The organism is Sphaerisporangium rufum (genome assembly GCF_016863395.1).
In the GTDB taxonomy this organism is placed as follows: Bacteria; Actinomycetota; Actinomycetes; order Streptosporangiales; family Streptosporangiaceae; genus Sphaerisporangium; species Sphaerisporangium rufum.
This window is the reverse complement of the sequence record NZ_BOOU01000030.1, coordinates 1-18,879: the sequence shown is the minus strand read 5'-3', so window position 1 is coordinate 18,879 and position 18,879 is coordinate 1. Positions and strand designations below refer to the sequence as shown.

At 70.2% G+C, this 18,879-nt stretch carries 19 protein-coding genes and 1 pseudogene; 6 read left to right on the top strand and 14 right to left on the bottom strand.

Features of this window, described 5'->3' with window-relative positions:
* Positions 1 to 72: 72 nt before the first annotated feature.
* A complete protein-coding gene (gene ileS, locus Sru01_RS09265; RefSeq protein ID WP_203983493.1) occupies positions 73 to 3,225 on the top strand; it encodes an isoleucine--tRNA ligase in 3,153 nt (1,050 codons plus the stop codon).
* Positions 3,226 to 3,364: 139 nt separating this feature from the next.
* Here the strand turns inward: ileS and Sru01_RS09260 are convergent, their stop codons facing one another.
* Both Sru01_RS09260 and Sru01_RS09255 read right to left on the bottom strand, forming a co-directional pair.
* On the bottom strand, positions 3,365 to 3,577 hold the full coding sequence (locus tag Sru01_RS09260) for a DUF397 domain-containing protein (RefSeq protein WP_203983492.1): 213 nt from the start codon (positions 3,575 to 3,577) through the stop codon (positions 3,365 to 3,367).
* A gap of 13 nt (positions 3,578 to 3,590) precedes the next feature.
* A complete protein-coding gene (locus Sru01_RS09255) occupies positions 3,591 to 4,448 on the bottom strand; it encodes a helix-turn-helix domain-containing protein (RefSeq protein ID WP_203983491.1) in 858 nt (285 codons plus the stop codon).
* 179 nt (positions 4,449 to 4,627) lie between these two features.
* On the opposite strand from Sru01_RS09255, the gene Sru01_RS09250 reads away from it, so the two are divergent.
* Together Sru01_RS09250 and Sru01_RS09245 are read left to right on the top strand one after the other, a co-directional pair.
* Positions 4,628 to 5,086: an ATP-binding protein gene (locus Sru01_RS09250; RefSeq protein ID WP_239137185.1), complete on the top strand. Its 459-nt coding sequence runs from the start codon at positions 4,628 to 4,630 to the stop codon at positions 5,084 to 5,086.
* Positions 5,080 to 5,334 (top strand): hypothetical protein, encoded by a 255-nt coding sequence (locus Sru01_RS09245; protein ID WP_203983489.1) that lies wholly within the window; start codon positions 5,080 to 5,082, stop codon positions 5,332 to 5,334. Before Sru01_RS09250 ends, Sru01_RS09245 begins: the two co-directional genes overlap by 7 nt.
* A 152-nt stretch (positions 5,335 to 5,486) precedes the next feature.
* Here the strand turns inward: Sru01_RS09245 and Sru01_RS09240 are convergent, their stop codons facing one another.
* The 9 genes and pseudogenes from Sru01_RS09240 to Sru01_RS09195 form a co-directional block, all read right to left on the bottom strand.
* Complete coding sequence (locus Sru01_RS09240) at positions 5,487 to 5,900, bottom strand: hypothetical protein (protein ID WP_203983488.1); 414 nt, start codon at positions 5,898 to 5,900, stop codon at positions 5,487 to 5,489.
* Positions 5,901 to 6,137: 237 nt separating this feature from the next.
* Positions 6,138 to 6,488, bottom strand: a complete 351-nt coding sequence (locus tag Sru01_RS09235) for a DUF4279 domain-containing protein (RefSeq protein ID WP_203983487.1) — start codon at positions 6,486 to 6,488, stop codon at positions 6,138 to 6,140.
* A 223-nt stretch (positions 6,489 to 6,711) separates the two neighbouring features.
* On the bottom strand, positions 6,712 to 7,149 hold the full coding sequence (locus Sru01_RS09230) for a hypothetical protein (RefSeq protein ID WP_203983486.1): 438 nt from the start codon (positions 7,147 to 7,149) through the stop codon (positions 6,712 to 6,714).
* 367 nt (positions 7,150 to 7,516) lie between these two features.
* Entirely contained in the window at positions 7,517 to 7,873 is a 357-nt protein-coding gene (locus Sru01_RS09225; RefSeq protein ID WP_203983485.1) for an Imm8 family immunity protein, read from the bottom strand.
* Positions 7,870 to 8,679 carry a DUF6082 family protein gene (locus Sru01_RS09220; RefSeq protein ID WP_203983484.1) on the bottom strand — a complete coding sequence of 270 codons (810 nt, stop codon included), beginning with the start codon at positions 8,677 to 8,679 and terminating at the stop codon, positions 7,870 to 7,872. Before Sru01_RS09220 ends, Sru01_RS09225 begins: the two co-directional genes overlap by 4 nt.
* Before the next feature lie 19 nt (positions 8,680 to 8,698).
* Positions 8,699 to 9,295, bottom strand: a pseudogene (locus Sru01_RS36560) (DUF6879 family protein).
* The gene (locus Sru01_RS09205; RefSeq protein ID WP_203983640.1) at positions 9,288 to 9,554 is read right to left on the bottom strand and encodes a hypothetical protein; all 267 of its coding nucleotides are present in this window, start codon (positions 9,552 to 9,554) and stop codon (positions 9,288 to 9,290) included. Before Sru01_RS09205 ends, Sru01_RS36560 begins: the two are co-directional and overlap by 8 nt.
* Positions 9,555 to 9,862: 308 nt before the next feature.
* Positions 9,863 to 10,315, bottom strand: a complete 453-nt coding sequence (locus tag Sru01_RS09200) for a hypothetical protein (RefSeq protein ID WP_203983481.1) — start codon at positions 10,313 to 10,315, stop codon at positions 9,863 to 9,865.
* 115 nt (positions 10,316 to 10,430) lie between these two features.
* Positions 10,431 to 10,931: a hypothetical protein gene (locus tag Sru01_RS09195; protein WP_203983480.1), complete on the bottom strand. Its 501-nt coding sequence runs from the start codon at positions 10,929 to 10,931 to the stop codon at positions 10,431 to 10,433.
* Between the two features lie 553 nt (positions 10,932 to 11,484).
* Here Sru01_RS09195 and Sru01_RS09190 point away from each other — a divergent pair.
* Complete coding sequence (locus tag Sru01_RS09190) at positions 11,485 to 12,855, top strand: RICIN domain-containing protein (protein WP_239137183.1); 1,371 nt, start codon at positions 11,485 to 11,487, stop codon at positions 12,853 to 12,855.
* Positions 12,856 to 12,986: 131 nt separating this feature from the next.
* Here Sru01_RS09190 and Sru01_RS09185 read toward each other — a convergent pair whose 3' ends face one another.
* Both Sru01_RS09185 and Sru01_RS09180 read right to left on the bottom strand, forming a co-directional pair.
* Positions 12,987 to 14,561: an alpha/beta fold hydrolase gene (locus tag Sru01_RS09185; protein ID WP_203983479.1), complete on the bottom strand. Its 1,575-nt coding sequence runs from the start codon at positions 14,559 to 14,561 to the stop codon at positions 12,987 to 12,989.
* A 575-nt stretch (positions 14,562 to 15,136) separates the two neighbouring features.
* Positions 15,137 to 15,979, bottom strand: coding sequence for a LysR family transcriptional regulator (locus Sru01_RS09180; protein WP_239137182.1), 843 nt, complete (start codon positions 15,977 to 15,979; stop codon positions 15,137 to 15,139).
* A gap of 72 nt (positions 15,980 to 16,051) precedes the next feature.
* Between Sru01_RS09180 and Sru01_RS09175 the strand changes: the two genes are divergently transcribed.
* Positions 16,052 to 17,305: an MFS transporter gene (locus tag Sru01_RS09175; protein ID WP_203983478.1), complete on the top strand. Its 1,254-nt coding sequence runs from the start codon at positions 16,052 to 16,054 to the stop codon at positions 17,303 to 17,305.
* A gap of 241 nt (positions 17,306 to 17,546) precedes the next feature.
* Complete coding sequence (locus Sru01_RS09170) at positions 17,547 to 18,350, top strand: SAM-dependent methyltransferase (protein ID WP_203983477.1); 804 nt, start codon at positions 17,547 to 17,549, stop codon at positions 18,348 to 18,350.
* Positions 18,351 to 18,572: 222 nt separating this feature from the next.
* Here Sru01_RS09170 and Sru01_RS09165 read toward each other — a convergent pair.
* Positions 18,573 to 18,879: hypothetical protein (locus tag Sru01_RS09165; protein ID WP_203983476.1), on the bottom strand; the 307-nt coding region annotated here is incomplete at its 5' end.

Genomic DNA, 18,879 nt, shown 5'->3' with positions numbered 1-18,879 from the left:
TGGTACCGCGGGGCCCGCACGGCCTCGTCCCTCCACGCCGTCGTGAAACACCCGCGTGGAGGTCCACCGCCGATGTCCGGCCCCTATTTCCGCCCGCTCCCCGCCCAGGTCGACCTGCCCGCCGTCGAGACCGAGGTCCTGGCCCGCTGGCGGGACGGCAAGGTCTTCCAGCGCTCGCTGGAGCAGAACGCCGGCGGCCCGTCCTGGGTCTTCTACGAAGGGCCGCCCACCGCCAACGGCATGCCCGGCGTGCACCACGTCGAGGCCCGCGTCTTCAAGGACGTCTTCCCCCGCTACAAGTCGATGCGCGGCTACCACGTGCCCCGCAAGGCCGGCTGGGACTGCCACGGGCTGCCGGTCGAGGTGGCGGTGGAGAAGGAGCTCGGGCTGTCCGGCAAGCCGGAGATCGAGGCGTACGGCATCGCCGAGTTCAACGCCCGCTGCCGCGAGTCGGTGCTGCGGCACGTGGACGCGTTCGAGGAGATGACCGAGCGGATGGGCTACTGGGTCGACATGTCCCAGGCCTATCGCACCATGGACCCCGCCTACGTCGAGGCGGTGTGGTGGTCGCTGAAGGTCATCTGGGACAAGGGCCTGCTGTTCCGCGACTTCCGGATCACCCCGTACTGCCCGCGCTGCGGCACCGGCCTGTCCGACCACGAGCTCGGCCAGCCCGGCGGGTACGAGACGGTGTCCAGCCCGTCGGTGTACGTGCGGCTGCCGGTGACCTCGGGCCGGTTCGCCGGCGCCGACCTGCTCATCTGGACGACCACCCCGTGGACGCTGGTGTCCAACACCGCGGTGGCCGTGCACCCGGAGGTGACCTACGTGGTCGCCGCCAAGGAGGGCGAGCGCCCGGTCATCGTGGCCGAGCCGCTGCTGGAGGCCGCCCTCGGCGAGGGCTGGACGGTCACCGGCCGGGTGCCCGGCGCCGAGCTGGAGCACACCCCCTACGCCCGGCCGTTCGAGCTGGTCGACATGCCGGACGCCCACTACGTGGTGCTGGCCGACTACGTCACCGTCGAGGACGGCACCGGCCTGGTGCACCAGGCCCCCGCGTTCGGCGCCGACGACATGGTCACCTGCAAGCGCTACGGCCTGCCGGTGGTCAACCCGGTCGGCCCGGACGGGCGGTTCACCGCCGACGTCCCGCTGGTGGGCGGCACGTTCTTCAAGGACGCCGACGAGCCGCTCACCGCCGACCTGCGCGAGCGCGGCCTGCTGTTCCGGGGCGGGCACTTCGAGCACAGCTACCCGCACTGCTGGCGCTGCCACACCGCGCTGCTGTACTACGCGCTGCCGTCCTGGTACATCCGCACCACCGAGATCAAGGACCGGCTGCTCGCCGAGAACGAGCGCACCAACTGGTTCCCGCCCACGATCAAGGAGGGCCGGTACGGCGAGTGGCTGCGCAACAACGTCGACTGGGCGCTGTCGCGGTCGCGCTACTGGGGTACCCCGCTGCCGCTGTGGGTGTGCTCGGCCGACGAGACCCACGTGACCTGCGTCGGCTCGCTCGCCGAGCTCGGCGGGCTGGCCGGCCGTGACCTGTCCGCGCTCGACCCGCACCGGCCCTACGTCGACGACGTGACCTTCCCCTGCCCGGACTGCGGCGAGCCGGCCCGCCGGGTCGCCGACGTGATCGACGTCTGGTACGACTCCGGCGCCATGCCGTTCGCCCAGTGGGGCGCCCCGCACCTCAACAAGGAGACCTTCGAGCAGGCCTTCCCCGGCCAGTTCATCTGCGAGGCGATCGACCAGACCCGCGGCTGGTTCTACTCGATGATGGCCGTCGGCACCCTGGTGTTCGACCGGTCCTCCTACGAGAACGTGCTGTGCCTCGGGCTGATCCTGGCCGAGGACGGCCGCAAGATGAGCAAGCACCTGGGCAACGTGCTGCAGCCGGTGCCGCTGATGGACCAGCATGGCGCCGACGCGCTGCGCTGGTACATGGCGACCTCCGGCTCGCCGTGGTCGCCGCGCCGGGTCGGCCACGCCGCCCTGGAGGAGATCGTCCGCAAGGTGTTGCTCACCTACTGGAACACCACCTCCTTCTTCACCCTGTACGCGAGCGCGGAGTCCTGGTCGCCGCAGACCCCGGCGCCGGCGCATGCCGACCGGCCGCTGATCGACCGGTGGGTGCTGGCCGAGCTGCACCGCACGATCGGCGAGGTGACCGGCGCGCTGGAGGCGTTCGACACCGCGCGGGCCGGGCGGCGGATCACCGACTTCCTGGACGACCTGTCCAACTGGTACGTCCGCCGGTCCCGCCGCCGGTTCTGGAGCGGCGACCCGGCCGCGTTCGCCACCCTGTACGAGGCGCTGGAGACGGTCACCCGGCTGATGGCGCCGATCGTGCCGTTCCTCACCGACCACGTGTGGGACGCGCTGCGCGCCCCGGACGCCCCCGCCTCGGTGCACCTGGCCCGCTGGCCGGAGGTGCGCGAGGAGCTGCTGGACCCGGCGTTGTCGGAGCGGATGGCGCTGGTGCGCCGGCTGGTCGAGCTCGGCCGGTCGGCCCGGGCCGGCAGCGGGGTGAAGACCCGCCAGCCGCTCGGCCGGGCCCTGGTCGGCGCGGCCCGCTGGCCGTCGCTGCCCGCCGAGCTGCGCGAGCTGATCGCCGACGAGCTGAACGTCCAGGCGCTGGAGGACCTATCGGCCTTCTCCGCCGACCTGGTGTCCTTCACCGTCAAGCCGAACTTCCGGACCCTCGGCAAGCGGTTCGGCAGCGGCACCAAGGCGGTCGCCGCGGCGGTCGCCGCCGCCGACCCGGCCGCGCTCGCCGCCCGGATCCGGGCCGGCGAGAGCGCGACCGTCGAGGTGGACGGCCAGGAGGTCACCCTCGGCCCGGACGAGGTGATCATCAACGAGCAGCCGCGGGCCGGCTGGGCGGTGGAGACCGGCGCGGTCGGCAGCGGCGCCGGCGAGACGGTGGCGCTGGACCTGGCGCTCACCCCCGAGCTGGTCCGGGCCGGGCTGGTCCGCGAGGTGATCCGCCTGGTGCAGGAGGCCCGCAAGACCAGCGGGCTGTCCATCACCGACCGGATCGACCTGTGGTGGACCGCCTCCGGCGACCTGGCCGACGCGCTGCGCGCCGGCGGCGGCCGGGTCGCCGAGGAGGTGCTCGCCAGCACCGTCACCGAGGGCTCCCCCGACGGCGACCTGCCGGCTCACCACGACGCCGACCTCGGCCTCACCTTCCACCTCACCCGCACCACCGGCTGACCCCGCGCCGGGTTCGGCCATCCCGCTGTTCGCGGAGCTGACCAGACCCGGCGCCTTTACAACGTAGATTTATAATGCCCGGCGGCCGCACGAGAAGGGCGGAGACCCCGACCAGCGAGTCTCCGCCCTTCCCCGCCGATCAGCCGGCGGCCTCGAACGCGCCGGCCCGCACCCCGCCGACGAAGGCCCGCCAGCCGGACAGCGCCAGCACCATCACCGGCCCCTCCGCATTCTTGCTGTCCCGGACGGCGATGACGTCACCGACCGCCGCCATCTCGACGCACGCGCCGTTTCCGCCACTCCGGCGGCTCTTCCGCCACACAGCACGGGACAGGTCGGGTGTCACAGCCATGCCACACTTCCTCTCAGTTCATCGTCTCGGCGAGCACGGCCCCCACCATGGTTCGGGTGGCCGCAGGACTTGAGGAGACCGCCCGAAGATGCTCGAAGACCACGTTATATCGATCAATATCCGTGTCACTCTCCAGAAAGAGGTCATTCGTCATGCTTTCTAGATAGATGACGTCACCACCCTGCTGGTCGAACTGCATGATGATGAAGTTTCCGTGCATGCCGGGATGCGCACCCGAGCCGAACGGTACGATCTGGAGGGTGACGTACGGCTCGTCCGCGACCTCAAGTAGCCGCTGCAACTGCGCTCGCATTACCTTGCCCCCACCGACGCGGCGATGCAGGACGGCCTCGTCGATGACCGCCCAGAGGTGTGGCGGCTCGGGCCGCGCGAACAGCGCTTGACGCCGCATTCGGGCTTCGAGGCGTCCATCCAACTCGTCCCGGCTCGCCATGGGGAGTGTTCCCTGAATGACCGCCCGGGCATAGTCCTCCGTCTGGAGCAGCCCTGGGATGAACAACGACTCGAAGTTGAGCAGGCGCCTCGCTTCCTGCTCGAAGCCGATGTAGGCGGCGTACTGATCCGGCAACTCCGGTTCGAAAGTATGCAGCCAGCCGCGCTCGGCCGACTCCTTGAGAATCGCCAGGAGTTCCGCGCGTAGCTGCCCGTCAACGCCGTACAGATCAAGCAGCGCCCGGAGTGTCCGTACCTGCGGACGGGCACGGGCCGCCTCAAGACGGTAAAGCGTCGCCCCGTTGATGCCGGTCTGTTCCGTCACCTCGTCCCTGGTCAGGCCGGCCGCCGTACGCAGCCTGCGCAGTTCCGCGGCCAGCCGTCGAAGCCGGACAGTGGGGGTGGCCCGAGGTGCCATGCCGAGATCCTTCCTATATGCCCTATACGCAAATGCCTACCTTGCGTTCTCCCTTGACGCAAGCGAAGAGTAGTCAATACATTACTCGGCGTTGCGATCCAGCGCAGGCCAAGCAGGGATCTCAAGCCACGGTTCGCCTGCGCGCTCTCTGTCCGAGATCTCATGATTGGGGCAGCACTGTGAACACGAGGAGTGTCCGGGCGGCGGAGCCGTCCCCGGGGAGCCGGCTGGCGCTGGCGGCCCTGCCCGGCTCGGTGCGCACCGCGCGGCGGCACGTCCGCGAGCTGCTGCGCAGGTGGGCCCTCCCCCACCTCGCGGACACCGCCGAGCTGGTGGTGTCCGAGCTGAGCACCAACGCCGTCCGCGCCACCGGCCTGGCCACCGACAGCCCGGACTACGGCGAGCTGTCCGGCGGCCTGCCCGCCATCTGTGTCGGCCTGCACCTGGCCGGTGGCTACGCCGTGATCGAGGTGTGGGACGCCAGCGACCGGCCGCCGCACCGGACGGACGCCGGCCTCGACGACGAGGGCGGGCGCGGCCTGCTGCTGGTCGAGACCTGCGCCGCCCAGTGGGGCTACCGCCCGCAGGTCACCGGTGGCAAGGTCGTCTGGGCCAAGCTCTCGGTCACGCCATGCTGATCAACGGCGTCGCCTCGTCCGGCCCGGCCGACCTCATCGTGGCACTCGCTCCCGACCCCTACCAGGTCGCCGACACGCTCCAGCAGGATCACCCCGGCTGGCTCATCCTCTGGGCCCCCTGGCGCCGCAAGTTCTGCGCCTTCTCCCGCGACCCCCACGCCACCAGCCTGGTCGTCGAGGCGGTGACCCCGGAACGCCTGATCGCCCTCGTGCGCCAGGCCGACACCGAACCCCGGCCATCCCGCTGATCCCCCGCTGTCGGCCCTGCCGCGCCGGCCGCAGGCGGCGGCCAAGGACACCGGAAGAGGGGGGACCCGGCAGGGGTACGACCACCCGCCGCCCGCCCTTTCGTCGGCCGGCGGGAGTCCAGGGCCGGTCGTCGCCTCGGTCGTCGAGCCGTTCAATGCAAGTCGAACTCCCCGGCACGGAACACGTCCTCACTCGGCGGCGAGATACCGGTGGCGGAGTGAATTTTCCCGAGCACTTCCCGAGCGCGTGTGCGGACGTTTTCCCATACAGGGTGCGCACGTAGAGCCGCGTCCTCCCACAGTTCAGCGTGCTCCGGGCCGCCGATCGAACCAAGGCGACGATCTATCCCCATCAACTCTTCCTCGATCCGCTGGTCGATCAGCCCGATTTCTCTGGCCTGCCAGAGCGTGCTGATCGACCATTCGAAGTCGAGCGCCAACTCGTCGGAGGGAAGATGCGCTTTCTCCAAGAGCTCTATCTGAACCTCCGCAGGCAGCGCCAGTCTTGCCAGCGCCCTCACGATGTTGCGTACGGTAGCGACCGCATCTTCTCGGCCATCATTCATCTAGGTTCCAAACCATGAACAAGGCGCCGGCATGCGTATTACTAGAATTGATGACCGATTCGGCGACCTGCTTCCATCGGAGACCATCCAGTAAGGAGAGAAGCCGTGGTGGCCGCCGCCGGAGTGCCACTGTGACCCGCACCAGACGACTCCTGATCCAGATCAGGTTCCGCGACGGCGACCGGTGGCAGAGCCACCCGCCGGCGCTACTGTAACTGGACAGGTCACAAAGGGACGTCAATGGTAGACGTACTGGTCGATTTCCACTCCGGCACCCGCGACGGCCAGCGTCTCGACGACTTCCGGGCTCAGAGGTATGCCCTTCTCCAGCACGTCATCATTGCGAAACTCCTGAACGATGATCAGCGATACCTCCCAGCCACGCTCCGAACACAGCTCGCGGAACTTGCGAGCGATCGGCAGACCCCAGGAGGCCAATGCATTTAACGCCTCTTCTGGCCGCTGAAGGCGGGATCCCGGCCCCACGGAGACACCCCAAGAACTGAACCTGACCGGCCTGCCCGTTCTGCAGGAGATTTCCCCTGCCCGGGCCTCGTGGTCCGGCGAGATCCCGGTAAGTGCTGTCACCTATGCAGGGTCCCCGTTGTCACTGACCAGACGCAGCGATATTTTGAACATTTTAAGATCAGTCCCGCTTAAGCTCATCCGTATCTCGGCAGCGCGTAGCGCGAGCGACAAGATGGTGGGTAATGCCGGGCCGTCCTGACCCAACTCGGCTTTACGTGCTGCAGTCCCGCGGTGACCACTGCCGGGACTGTACGGTTTAACTGAACGGGCTCGAGAATCATTTCTATTTCTCCGTAATATCCCACCATCGTTTCACAAACCACCAACCCAACGCGTGGACCACAGACCTTGCGCGCATCCACCATGGGAGCTGGGAATGCGGCACGAATATCCATATATCATCTGCAACCATACCGGCGTGTTCTTTAATCTCCGAATCAGGATTTCGCATAAGCGCACGAAGCGCGTTCAGCAACAACTGATCGACCCGGCCGGTCAGTCTGGCGATGTGTCCCAGGGCGGTCAGTCCTTGTAGACGAACCTCCCTGCGGTCGGATTGCAAGGCTCGCACCACCAGCGGCCCAACCCGATCCGCATCCGGCACCGACAAGGACAACCCAAGAAGCGCGACCCCCACCAACTGCTCCCCCCGCTCGAACGCGGCTTCGACTTCGTCCGGGTCGTCGCACCCCATGAGATCAGTAATATCATCCCAGTTCAACCAAACCTCCTCCCTCGGAATATGACGGCCGGTCGAATACCAGCCGAACGGTCATCGAGCCGAACATGAGGCTTTGTCACCGGAGCGGCTTACCCTCAAGGCCGACACCGAGCCCAGGCCATCCCGGTAATCCCCACCGCCGGCTCTACCGCGCCGGAGGCAGGCGGCGGCCCAGGACGCCGGCCGAGACGGCGATGCCCAGCAGCGCGACGACCAGCCACCGCCCGCGCTCTCGACGTCCGGCATGGGAACCCGGGACCGGACGGGAAGCGGCGCGGGCGTACGGGGCCAGGTTGCACTCCTTTTCGACCGCCGCGTAGGCGTATAAATCCTATTCTGTCTATACAGTAACGTCCCATCGGCGTGTTCAGTCGGAGTAATCCTCACCTTCCCAGAGCCCGAAGCGGCCGATCTTCAATGTCAACTCGGACCAGTCGTACGCTTCGAGGCTTTCGATGCGCCGCCGTAGATATCTCTCTATCAGCCGTCGGTCGAGGGAGGCCATCACGAGGTGATGTCGTCCGTCAACGACCCCATGCTCCCTGACCATCTCCGCGATGTACTCCGGCGTACAGGCCATCAGGGTGAAGGATTCAGCACCCTTGCCGCCCCGCGGGCCGGCGAACACCTGCACCAGAACACTACGCCGCGCTTTCCATTCGGCCGGGGTGGCGTCCTCCCAATCGATGTCGGGGCTATGAAAATCGCTTATTTCTACCTTCATTCCATTTCCGTGCGGTGAACATGCCCGTTTCCCTTGATCCACCCCCGTCGGCTCCGCCGCGCCGGACGCAGGCGGCGAAGGACACCGGCCGAGACGGCGATGCCCAGCAGCGCGATGACCAGCCAGCGCCCGCGCTTTCGACGTCCGGCATGGGAACCCAGGACCGGGGCGGGAGACGGCGCGGGGGATGTGCCGGCGCGGTGGTACTCCTCGTCGAGGATCTCATGGAAGCGGCGCTCTCGCCGGGTGGAGGTGCTGTTGATCCGCAGATCCCGCACCTTGGCCCAGTAGCGGCGACCCGCCGGGCCGGAGAACAGCACATGGGCGATGGAACGGAGATGGTCTTCGGTGATGGTGCGCAGCTCGTACTCCATGGCCCACTGCGACACGATCAGATTGACGTACATGTGCTCGCGTGGCCCGTCGTGGTCGTCGGACTCGAAGAACGGGCCCCAGGCCCGCCGGTAGAGCGGATCCTCCATCGCCATCTTCATCAGGTCGGCGTGCAGCATGCGAAGCGCCTGCTCTCGGGTCGCCTTGGCCTCGCGGGCCTGGAGGAACAGCGAGACCGAGACGCCGATCAAGGCCAGCACGGACAGCAGCGCCGAGGCCGCGCCGTACGTCTGGCCGATGAAGCTGAGGCGTTCCCAGTCGTCGCCTCGGCCGTCGAGCCAGTTCAGCGCGAGCGGAGACAGCGCGACCAGAGTGGAGACCAAGACGATCACGATGAGAAGCAGCACGGTGATGAGCGCGCTCCGCGGCAGACCGCGCACCGGTAAGCGCGCGGACAGGCGGGTACGCGGCACCGGCGGCCGACCTTTCGGATCAGGTCGTGACAATTGGGGGCGGAAGAGTCGCGATCTCTCGGTCGAAATAGCTCAGCAGATCTTCGCCTTTGTCATACAGCTCGGCAAGCTGAGCGCGACAGCCGTCGAGGACCCGTCGATCGTCGATCCGCCTGGCTCCGTCGAGAATGCCCGTCGCGTCATACAGCACCTCGTACATGGTCAGGGAGCCGAGAATCACCACCTCCGGCAGCTCGATCTCGCCTTCCAGATGAGCGACGGAGTCCACCGGGAGCACTCGGATCTTCTCCCCCGCCTCCACCCGTACCCTGAGGATCTACATCTCCCATTGCAGATAAGGAGTGACCGGCCGATCGACGATACGGACCCGGCGCAGATCGGGACCGGGACCGGAATCGATGTCCCGGCGCATCGCTTCCACCAGGGCGAGCGAGCGTTCCCAGTCACCCTCGGCCATGGCCGCCCAGCTCGGCACATCGGGCTCCTGGAAGCTCTGCGCACGCTCCAGCTTCCACAGCGTCCCGGCGCCGAGCCGGTCGAAGTAGGGCCAGAACTCGTCGAGATAGGCGGCGGCCTCCAGATGATGACCGGGGATGCCCCGAACTCGATCAAGCATGCGGGATCTCCGGCGCGGCGACGAGCATGTTGCGCGGAATGATGACGATGCGCTCGTCCGCGGTGACGGACACGTCATCGGGCAGTCGCCCGGTGTAGGACACGGTCAGATCGCGGCCGATGACGGCGAAGTCGCCATTGTCCAGTTCCCAGATATCGGGACAGGAGGGACTGCTGTTGGTATTTCCCAGTTCCAGCGCTGACCTACCGAGACGGCGTTGGAACCCCGCCTGCGGATTCGCTTCCCAGGGTCTCCCCATCGCCATCCTCCAGGTGACCGCAATGATGGCAGCAGCCTCCCATGCCTGCCGTCTCACGAGCAACGAACCTCAGCGCGACATCTGGCTTGTCGTGCCACCCAGGACGTTAGGCCGACTTTCACTCTTTGGCGGCAATAATTCAGAACTATCACGACCATTTTCTCGTTCAACCTTCGTCGGGAGAGCCGGGGCGTATGTGATGGACATGGGCCGACCGGCGCCAGGATGAAGCCGCGACGCGCGGCGTACCTCCACAAGCCGGCGACCACACGCCTCGTCAGGTCTCGGATTTCTGGACGGCGAGCCCCTCACCGGTACTTCCTGGTGATCGTCCACCAACATAGGACCAGCCACCAGCGCACCCGCCTGATCGTCGCCCGGACCCATAACCAGGCCGGTAGCCGCCGGTGCGGGACGAAGATCCAGACATCCCCGGCGACCGTGTCAGCGTGTTCCTTGACCTCCGGATTGGAACTCTTCAACAACCCGCGAAGCAGGTCGAGGGTCGCCCGGTCGACCTCACCGTTGATCCGCACCATGTGGCTGAGCGCGGTCAATCCTTCCAGCCGGACCCGCACCCGATCGGACCGCAGAGCCCGCACGACGAACGGCTCGACCACCCCGGCATCCGGGACGCACAGGGCGAGCCCCATGACCGCGATCCCGACGAACCGCTCCCCCCGCTCGAACGCCGCCTCGACCTCCGCCGGATCGTCGCACCCGATGAGATCGCTGCCCTCTTCCCAATCCAACGCCCTCATTCACCTCCCGGTCCACACAGACATGACCGGCCCATCGGGCCGCCTGGCCGGCCCTACATCCATCACCCGCTCGACACGGTCAACCGGCAAGGCACACCACGGCGCCGGCGTCCGCTCACAGCCTCCCCGACGCCCACATCTGGAACGGCGACCGGATGGCGATCTGTGGCGCCACCGTACGGAGCGCGGTGACGAAGTCGCGCGCCAGGCTGACCAGCATCTCGTCCAACTCGTGGCGGCCCATGTACTCCACCTCGGGCTCCGGCGTCCAGGATGTCGCCGACCGGCAGCACAGCCGGACCGTCTCCCCGTTCGGAACGATCTCCACCAGCCTCGCGGTCCCCTGGGCGTAGAAGTCAAGCGCAGTGACCAGCCCGGCGCGCACCTCGGACAATACCTGCGGCACCTGCAGTAACACCGCAGCAAGGTCGTAGTCGACGGTCACCGGCCACCTCGCCTGCCCGAACCCCGCGACGAGGAATTCGCAGCCGCTCGCCGCCAGCAGCTCAGTGGCATCCATGATCAGTGCTTCGAACTCGCCGATGTCCTGCGGAAGATCGGCGGTGGAGGTCACGGCACTCCCGGCCGGCGGCGGCAGCCGCATCACAAACGCCATGATCAGCTCGCCATCTCCCTGCCCACGGGCCGGATAACGGTCTAGATCGTGCCGTGCCGATCCCGGACGATCAAGCGGAGGAAGAGCGGTCAGGCCGCCGCGCTGGGGCACACCGCGCAGCGCAGCGGAACGATTCGATTCAAGTGAGTGAAAGTTTCACTACCGCGTTCTCGGCGGTCCGGGTCGCTTCTCCTGGCCAGGCGGAGGTGCAGCGGCCGACCGCCGAGAAGGTCAGCTGACCGGTACAGAGCCCATCTTGACAGGGCCGGTCATGGTCGGATTGGCTCCACTGCACATCACCATCGGCGCCCGAGGATAGGAGGCCCTGATTACGGCGGCGTTGAGTGAGCGTTAACATGTCGCGTCTCGACCGACCGGCCAGGCATGCCGGGGCGGTTGGTTCGATCGGCGGAACGCGGTGCGCCGCGTGGACGTGGCATTCTCCTGGTCAGAGACCGACGGCACCGGCCGGCTGACGCCCTTCACCTTCGGACGGGTGAAGCAAGAGTTCCTTTCTGTGTGATCACTATGAGAACGACAAAGGAATCGCGTGATGCCGAGGCATAGGTCCCTCTTCACCGCCATCGCGTCCATGGCCCTGCTCGTCCTGGCCGGCGCGCAGGTGGCCCTGAGCAACGGCGCGGCCGCCGCCGCGCCCGCCAAGGCGAGCGCCCTCGCGGGCACCGCCGGGTGCGGCAAGTCCCCGACGCTGCGCAGCGGCAACCAGACGATCAGCAGCAGCGGGAAGAACCGCAGCTTCATCCTGCGGATCCCCGACAACTACAACAGCAACACCCAGTACCGGCTGATCTTCGGGTTCCACTGGAACGGCGGCACCGCCAACGACGTGGACTCCGGCGGCACCAGCGGCTACCCGTGGTCGTACTACGGGCTCCGGGCGCTGTCGAACAACACCTCGATCTTCGTCGCCCCGCAGGGCACCAACAACGGGTGGGCCAACCCCAACGGCGAGGACACCACCTTCGTCGACGACATGATCAAGCGGATCGAGGCGGACCTCTGCGTCGACACCACCCAGCGCTTCGCGATGGGCTTCAGCTACGGCGGCGGCATGAGCTACTCGCTCGCCTGCAACCGGGCGTCGACCTTCCGCGCGGTGGCGGTCTACTCCGGCGGGCAGCTCAGCGGGTGCAGCGGCGGCACCGAGCCGGTCGCCTACATCGGGCTGCACGGCCTGCGCGACCCGGTGCTGCCCATCTCCACCGGCCGGTCGCTGCGTGACCGGTTCGTCCGGAACAACGGCTGCACCCCGCAGAACCCGCCGGAGCCCGCGCAGGGCAGCCTGACGCACATCGTCACCTACTACTCCGGCTGCCGGGCCGGCTACCCGGTGGCCTGGGCGGCGTTCGACGCCGGGCACACCCCGAACCCGTCGGACGGCAAGCCCGGCGACTACGAGCCGGGCGAGAACTCCTGGACCCGGCCGGTGGTGTGGAGCTTCTTCACCCAGTTCTCCGGGGGCGGCAACCCCTCCCCGTCGCCGTCGCCGACCGTCTCGCCGAGCCCGTCGCCCAGCACGCCGGGCGGCGCGGGCGCGATCAAGGGCGTCGGTTCGGGCCGGTGCCTGGACATCGCCAACAGCAACGGGTCGCAGGCGCAGATCTGGGACTGCAACGGCCAGACCAGCCAGCAGTGGACCGCGACGGCTTCGAGCGAGCTGCGCGTCCACGGCAACAAGTGCCTGGACGTCAACGGTGCCGGCACCGCGGACGGCACCGCGGTGATCCTGTGGGACTGCAACGGGCAGAACAACCAGAAGTGGCGCTTCAACGCAGACGGCAGCATCACCGCGGTCGGCGCGAACAAGTGCCTGGACGTGTCCAACAACGGCACCGCCAACGGCAGCAGGATCCACATCTGGTCCTGCCACGGCGGCAGCAACCAGAAGTGGACCCGCACCTGATCACAGCTGCCGGAGGGTGACCTCCGGGAGGCAGGCCATCGCCGGGGCGGTCCGCCGCTCCGGCGATGGCTCATTGCCGGTCAGGGCCGGAACCGAATTCCGCCGGGAGGCGCTCGCATCCGTCCGCATCGTCAGCGCTGGTCGGCCGGGCTCGGGACGGGGACCGGCGGGATGCGGCGCAGGCAGGCGGTGCCGGTGAGGCGGTGGTCGCGCACGAACCGGTTCTCGATGCCGAGCACGCACGCCGCCGCGCGCGGGTCCTTCTCCGGGACGTGCCCGGCGCTCGGCACCTCCACCACCCGGGCGCTCCGGAACCGCGCGGCGACCTCCAGCGCCTCCTCGGTGGGCGTGCTGAGGTCCAGTTCGCCGGACAGCACCAGTACCGGGACGTCCGGCAGCCGTCCGTCGCCGTACCGGGCGGGCGCCCGGCGGTCCGGCCAGCTCACGCAGAAGTCGCCGAGGTCCAGGATGCCGCCGAGCCACGCCGCCGGGCGGAACGGCCGGAAGTCGTGCGGGTCCAGCCGGGCCACCCGGGCGCGGTAGCGGCGGACGCGCTCGGCGAGCGGCGCGGCCCGGTCCCACAGCACCGGGTAGTCGTTGCAGGTGACCGTCGTATAGATCGGCATACTGAAGCCCGGCCCGCCGCGCGCGCCGCGCAGGTCTGGGCCGCTCAGCGGGCGCACCCGGGCGGCCAGGCCGGCCAGCGGCACCAGGTCGCCGGCCGCCGCCGCGCCGAGCGCCTGGGGCAGCCGGCCGAACAGCGCGACGTGGCTGGAGGCGAGCTTGTAGACCGTGCCGGCCAGTGCCGTCTCGTCCAGCAGGTGGCCGCCGGAGTAGCGCACCGGATGCCGGGCCAGCCGGTCGGCCGTCGCCGACAGGTCGGCCATCACCTGGCCGCCGTCACAGGCTCCGCCGGAGCGCGCGCACAGCAGGCGCAGCGCGCGGCGCATCGCGAAGGCCGCCGGCCGGCCGAGCATGTCGAACTCCACCGGGTAGGCCGAGGAGAGGATCAGCGAGCGGACGTGCCGGGGGTGCCGCTCGGCGTACACCGTCATCAGGTACGCGCCGTAGGAGCGGCCGATCAGGTCGAGCCGGTCGATGCCCAGGCGTGCCCGCACCGCGTCCAGGTCGTCGGCGGTCGCCGCGGTCGTGTAGTACCGGCGCAGCGAGCCCAGTTCCCGGCCGCACGCGCCGGCCGCGGCCACCGCCTCGGTCCGGGTGCGCGACAGGTCCGACCAGCCGGCCGACCGGCAGGTCAGCGCGCTGGACCGGCCGACGCCGCGCGGGTCGACGAGCAGCAGGTCGTGGGTGCGGGTCAACTCCGGGTAGTCGGCGGCGTAGTCGCGCCGGCCGATCGCCGGGATGCCCGGGCCGCCGGGGTTGAGCGCCAGCGTGCCCGCCGCCGGGTGGGCGGTGTCGCGCCGCAGCACCAGCATGTAGGCGACGGTCGTCGTGCCGGCCGCCGGGCGGGCGTGGTCCAGCGGCACCTGGACCGTCCCGCAGACCGCTCCCGCCCCGCAGCCCGGCGCGGTGCGGGCTGGCGCCATGACGGCGGTCGCGGCGGCACGGGCGGCCACGGATGGGGCGGTCACGGGTGCAGCGGCCATGGGTACGGCGCTCACGGGCGCGGCGGTCACGGGCGTGGCCGCCGGAGCGAGGACGCCGGCGGCCAGCACGGCGGCGGTGACCAGGTGTGCATGGTCCATGATTCGATCTTGCGCCGGACCGCCGCCGCGCTCCGTACGCACCTCGCTGCCGATGGCCGATCGGGGTACCGGCTTGACCGCGCCGTGCCGATTCGGGGCCCGCCGTAGTGGATCTTCTGGCCGCGCCGGCCGCGCGGGGTGACGGGCCGCGCCACCGGGGGGTGTCCTCCGATGGCGCGGCCGGCCGGACGGCCGGATTGCGCTCCCACAGCCGGCCGTACGGCCATCGTCGCCCGGCCGGGTCGCGGTTCCCGGCGGGCGCATGAGGGCCCCCCTTCGAAGCCCTTTACGCAACCGGTGGGCCGGGCCGGCCGCGGCGCCGGGGCCCGGAGTCGCCCCGGAGGCACTCGGGATTCCTCGACCCTCGCCGGCCCGCCGCCGCGACCGGAGCCCTGGCGACGTTCACATATATGAACATCAACCATGACTGTGAACATGCTAACCATAGGAACCGCTCGCCTGGCCTGTCAACGGCAGGGCGGCGAGCCCGCGAGCGGCCGGGTGGATCGACGCGCCGGGTCGCCGCACCGGTGCGTTCGGCGGCGCGGGGACGTGCGCGCCCACGTCCGCGATCGTCAGATCATGCGTCGAAGCGCGCTCTCCACGGCGTCGACCAGCGGATCGCCCTGGGTCGGCGGGTGCCGGACCAGGCCGAGTTCGACCTCCGGCAGGGCGGGCAGCGCCGCGGTGTCGTGCCGGGCCATGGCCGGTTCGAGGTTCTCGGGCATGAGCGCCGCGACGCCGAGCCCGGCCCGCACCGCGGCGAGCACCCCGATCAGGCTGTTGCTCTCGAACGCCACCCGCCAGGACCGGCCCGCACGTTCCATCGCCTCCAACACCGCCGTGCGCCAGGAGCACGTACTGGAGAACAGCACCACCGGCAGCGGATCGGTGGCCACGTCCATCTCCTGGCCGATCGCCCAGGTCAGCGGGCGGCGTACCGTCCAGCGCGGCGGCCCGGGAATGTCGGGCACCGCGTCGAGCACGAGCTGGACGCGGCCGGTGTCATAGGCCTCGCGCATCGCGGCGCCGGACAGGCTGAGCACCTCCAGCGTCGCGCCGGGATGCAGCCGGGCCAGATCGGCGAGGGCCTGCGAAAGCCGGGAGGCGGCGAGGTCTTCGAGCAGCCCGACCCCGCAGTGCCCGGTGAGCGCGCGCCCGGTCTCGGTGAGGGCCTGGGCCGAGAGCGACAGGATGCGTTCGGCGTACGGCAGGAGTTCCTCGCCGGCCCGGGTCGGCGTGACACCGGACGGTGACCGGTGCAGCAGCGGCCGACCGACCACGCCTTCCAGCCTGCGCAGCTGCTGGCTCAGCGCGGGCTGGGTCTGCCCGAGCCCGGACGCGGCGCGGCTGATGCTGCCCGCGCGCACGGCGGTGACGAAAGCCCGCAGCAACGCTATCTCCAGATCCTTCGCCATAAGGATTCATTATGGCACCCCCAGCAGAACAGTCACTTCCTATGGCGCGGCGCGAGGTCTAGCGTCACCCAGATGACCGGCTACCGACGGGTTCTCGCCATACCGGGAATGGCGCCGCTGCTCGGCATCTCGCTGCTGGCCCGGACCGCGATCACCGCCGCCGTGATGGCGCTGACCATGTACGTCGTGCTCGGCCTGCGGATGAGCTACGCGGCGGCGGGCGGCGTCGCGGCGGCCATGACGCTGGGGGTGGCGCTGGGCGGGCCGCTGCTCGGCCGCGTGATGGACGCGCGGGGCCCGCGTTTCGTGCTGCTGGTCACCGTGCCGGCGCAGATGGCGTTCTGGCTCGGCGTGCCGATGCTCCCGTACGGGACCCTGCTGGGCGCCGCCCTGGTGTCGGGGCTGCTGATGGTGCCGGTCCAGCTGGTGACCAGGCAGGCGATCGCCGCGATGACGGCGCCCGGGCAGCGCCGGGCCGCGTTCGCGCTGGAAGCGGTGCAGGGCGAGCTGTCGTACATGGTGGGCCCGCCGATCGTGATCCTCATCGCGGCGCGGGCCTCCCCCGACGTGGTGGCATGGGGCGTCGGCGCCGCCATCGTGGCGGGTGGCGTGGGGATCGCCCTGCTCGACCCGCCGCTGCGCGCCGGGGACGAGGTGGACGCCGGGCCGGTCACCCGCCCGCGCCGCCGGCAGTGGCTGGGCCGCGGCATGCTCGCCGCACTGGTGATGGCGTTCGGCACCACGATGCTGCTCGCCGGTACCGACCTGGCCATCGTCGCCACGCTGGAGAAGGCCGGCCAGGTGTCCTGGGCCGCCTTGGTCGTGGCGGTGTACGGGGTGGCCTCCATCGCCGGCGGGCTGGCGTACGGCGCGCTCCCGCGGTCGCCGCCCACCTGGGTGCTGCTCGGGTTGCTGGGACTGGCCACCGTTCCCGCCGCCCTGGCCAGCGACTGGCCATGGCTGTGCGTGGCCGTCACCGGTGCGGGACTGCTCGCCGCGCCCACCCTGTCCGCGGTGGCCCACACGGTGAGCGGCCTCGCGCCGGCCGGGGCGCGCGGCGAGGCGACCGGCCTGCAGTCCTCGGCGAGCAGCGCGGGCTTCGCGCTCGGCGCTCCGGTCGTCGGGGTGGCGATCGACGCCTCGGTGCCGGGGGGCGGCTTCACGGCGGCCGGGCTGGCCGGTCTCGCCGCCGCGCTGACCGGGTGGCTGCTGGCCGGCGGCACTTCCGGCCGGTCGACGCGGGACGATCCCGGCCGGGCCGGGGTGGCGGCTCGCGACCCGTGCCGGACCGCGACCGGGCCGGACGCCCGAGGTACGGACACCTGAGCTACGGCTGCCCGCCACCGACCGGCCGGCCGGATGGCTCGCCGGCACGTGCGTCCCGCTCCACCGCCCCGCGCCGGCGAGCCGGTGAAGACCGGCTGATGTCCGCTCTTCCAGACCCGGACAGTAAAGATCGGAAAACCCCTAAGGTATGAACCGACCATTCTTCGCGGGGCCGCAGGCCCGGTGGCCCCGGCCGCCGCGTCGCCTCCCCGGCCGCCGCCCGATCTGCGTTGGAGGCCCCATGGCCGAGTTAAGGCCCTCCGTCCCGGCCGGCATCGACACCAGCAAGCCGAGCGTGGCCCGCATGTACGACTACTACCTCGGTGGCAAGGACAACTACGAGGTGGACCGGGCCGCCGTCGACCGCGTCGAGGAGGCCATGCCGGAGATCCGGTTGCTGGCCCAGGAGAACCGGGCGTTCTTACGCCGCGCGGTGCGCTACATGGCCCGTCAGGGCATCCGCCAGTTCATCGACATCGGGTCCGGGCTGCCCACCGCCGGCAACACCCACGAGATCGCCCAGTCGATCCATCCCGACGCCCGGGTGGTCTACGTCGACCACGACCCGATCGTGCTGGCGCACGGCCGCGCGCTGCTCGCCACCGACGGGAACACCACCGTCGTGGAGGCTGACATGCGCCGCCCGGCCGACGTGCTCGCCAATCCCGAGACCACCCGCCTCATCGACTTCGACGCCCCGGTGGGCATCCTGCTCATCGCGATGATCCACTTCCTCACGCCCGCCGAGCGGACCGGCGTCATGGGCGCCCTGCACCAGGCCCTGGCCCCCGGCAGTCACGTCACCGCCACCCACGTGACCGGAGAGGGGCACCCCCGCGCGGCGGTCGAGAAGATCGAGTCCGTCTACGCCGCCACCCCCACGCCCATCTACTTCCGGGAGCGGGCCGAGGTCGCCCCGTTCTTCGACGGCTTCACGCTGGTGGAGCCGGGCCTGGTGACGGTCGACGCCTGGCGTCCGGACCCGGCCGACCCCGCCCCCGCCGCCACCCGCTGGCTCTACGGTGCCGTCGGCCGCAAGGACTGAGCCGTCCCCCGGGCACCGCGCCCGCCTTTCGGCACCGCCGGCGGCGCGCCCGGCTCCGGTCCCCGGACGGCGGGGACCGGGGGCGGCGCCGTCCGGCCGGACGATCACCCGGCCGCACGCCTGACCTCCGGGAACCACCGGCCGGCGACCACCGGGACAAGGTCCGGCGGCCACCGGGCGCATGGTGGTGTGAACCCGCGGCCGACCCCTTCGGGCACGCCGTCAGTCGTCGGTGTCGCAGACCGAGCAGTGGGTGAGGCCGGCGGCCTCGGCGTCCGGGCGGGCCATCGTCTCCAGGGTCGCCGGATCGGATCCCTTGATCAGCGGGCAGGCGGTGCTGTGGTAGCGGCGGGTGCCGGGGATGACCTTGACGATGCCCGGGCGCATCACCTCGACGGTGGACCGCGCCTTCGCCGGCCGCTCCCCCGCCGCGCCGCCCGCGGGCCCGCCGCCGGCCTTCGCCGCCGCGGGCTTCCCGTCAGGCTGACCGGAGGACGCGGGTGTACCGGAGGGCTGCTCCGCGGGCTTG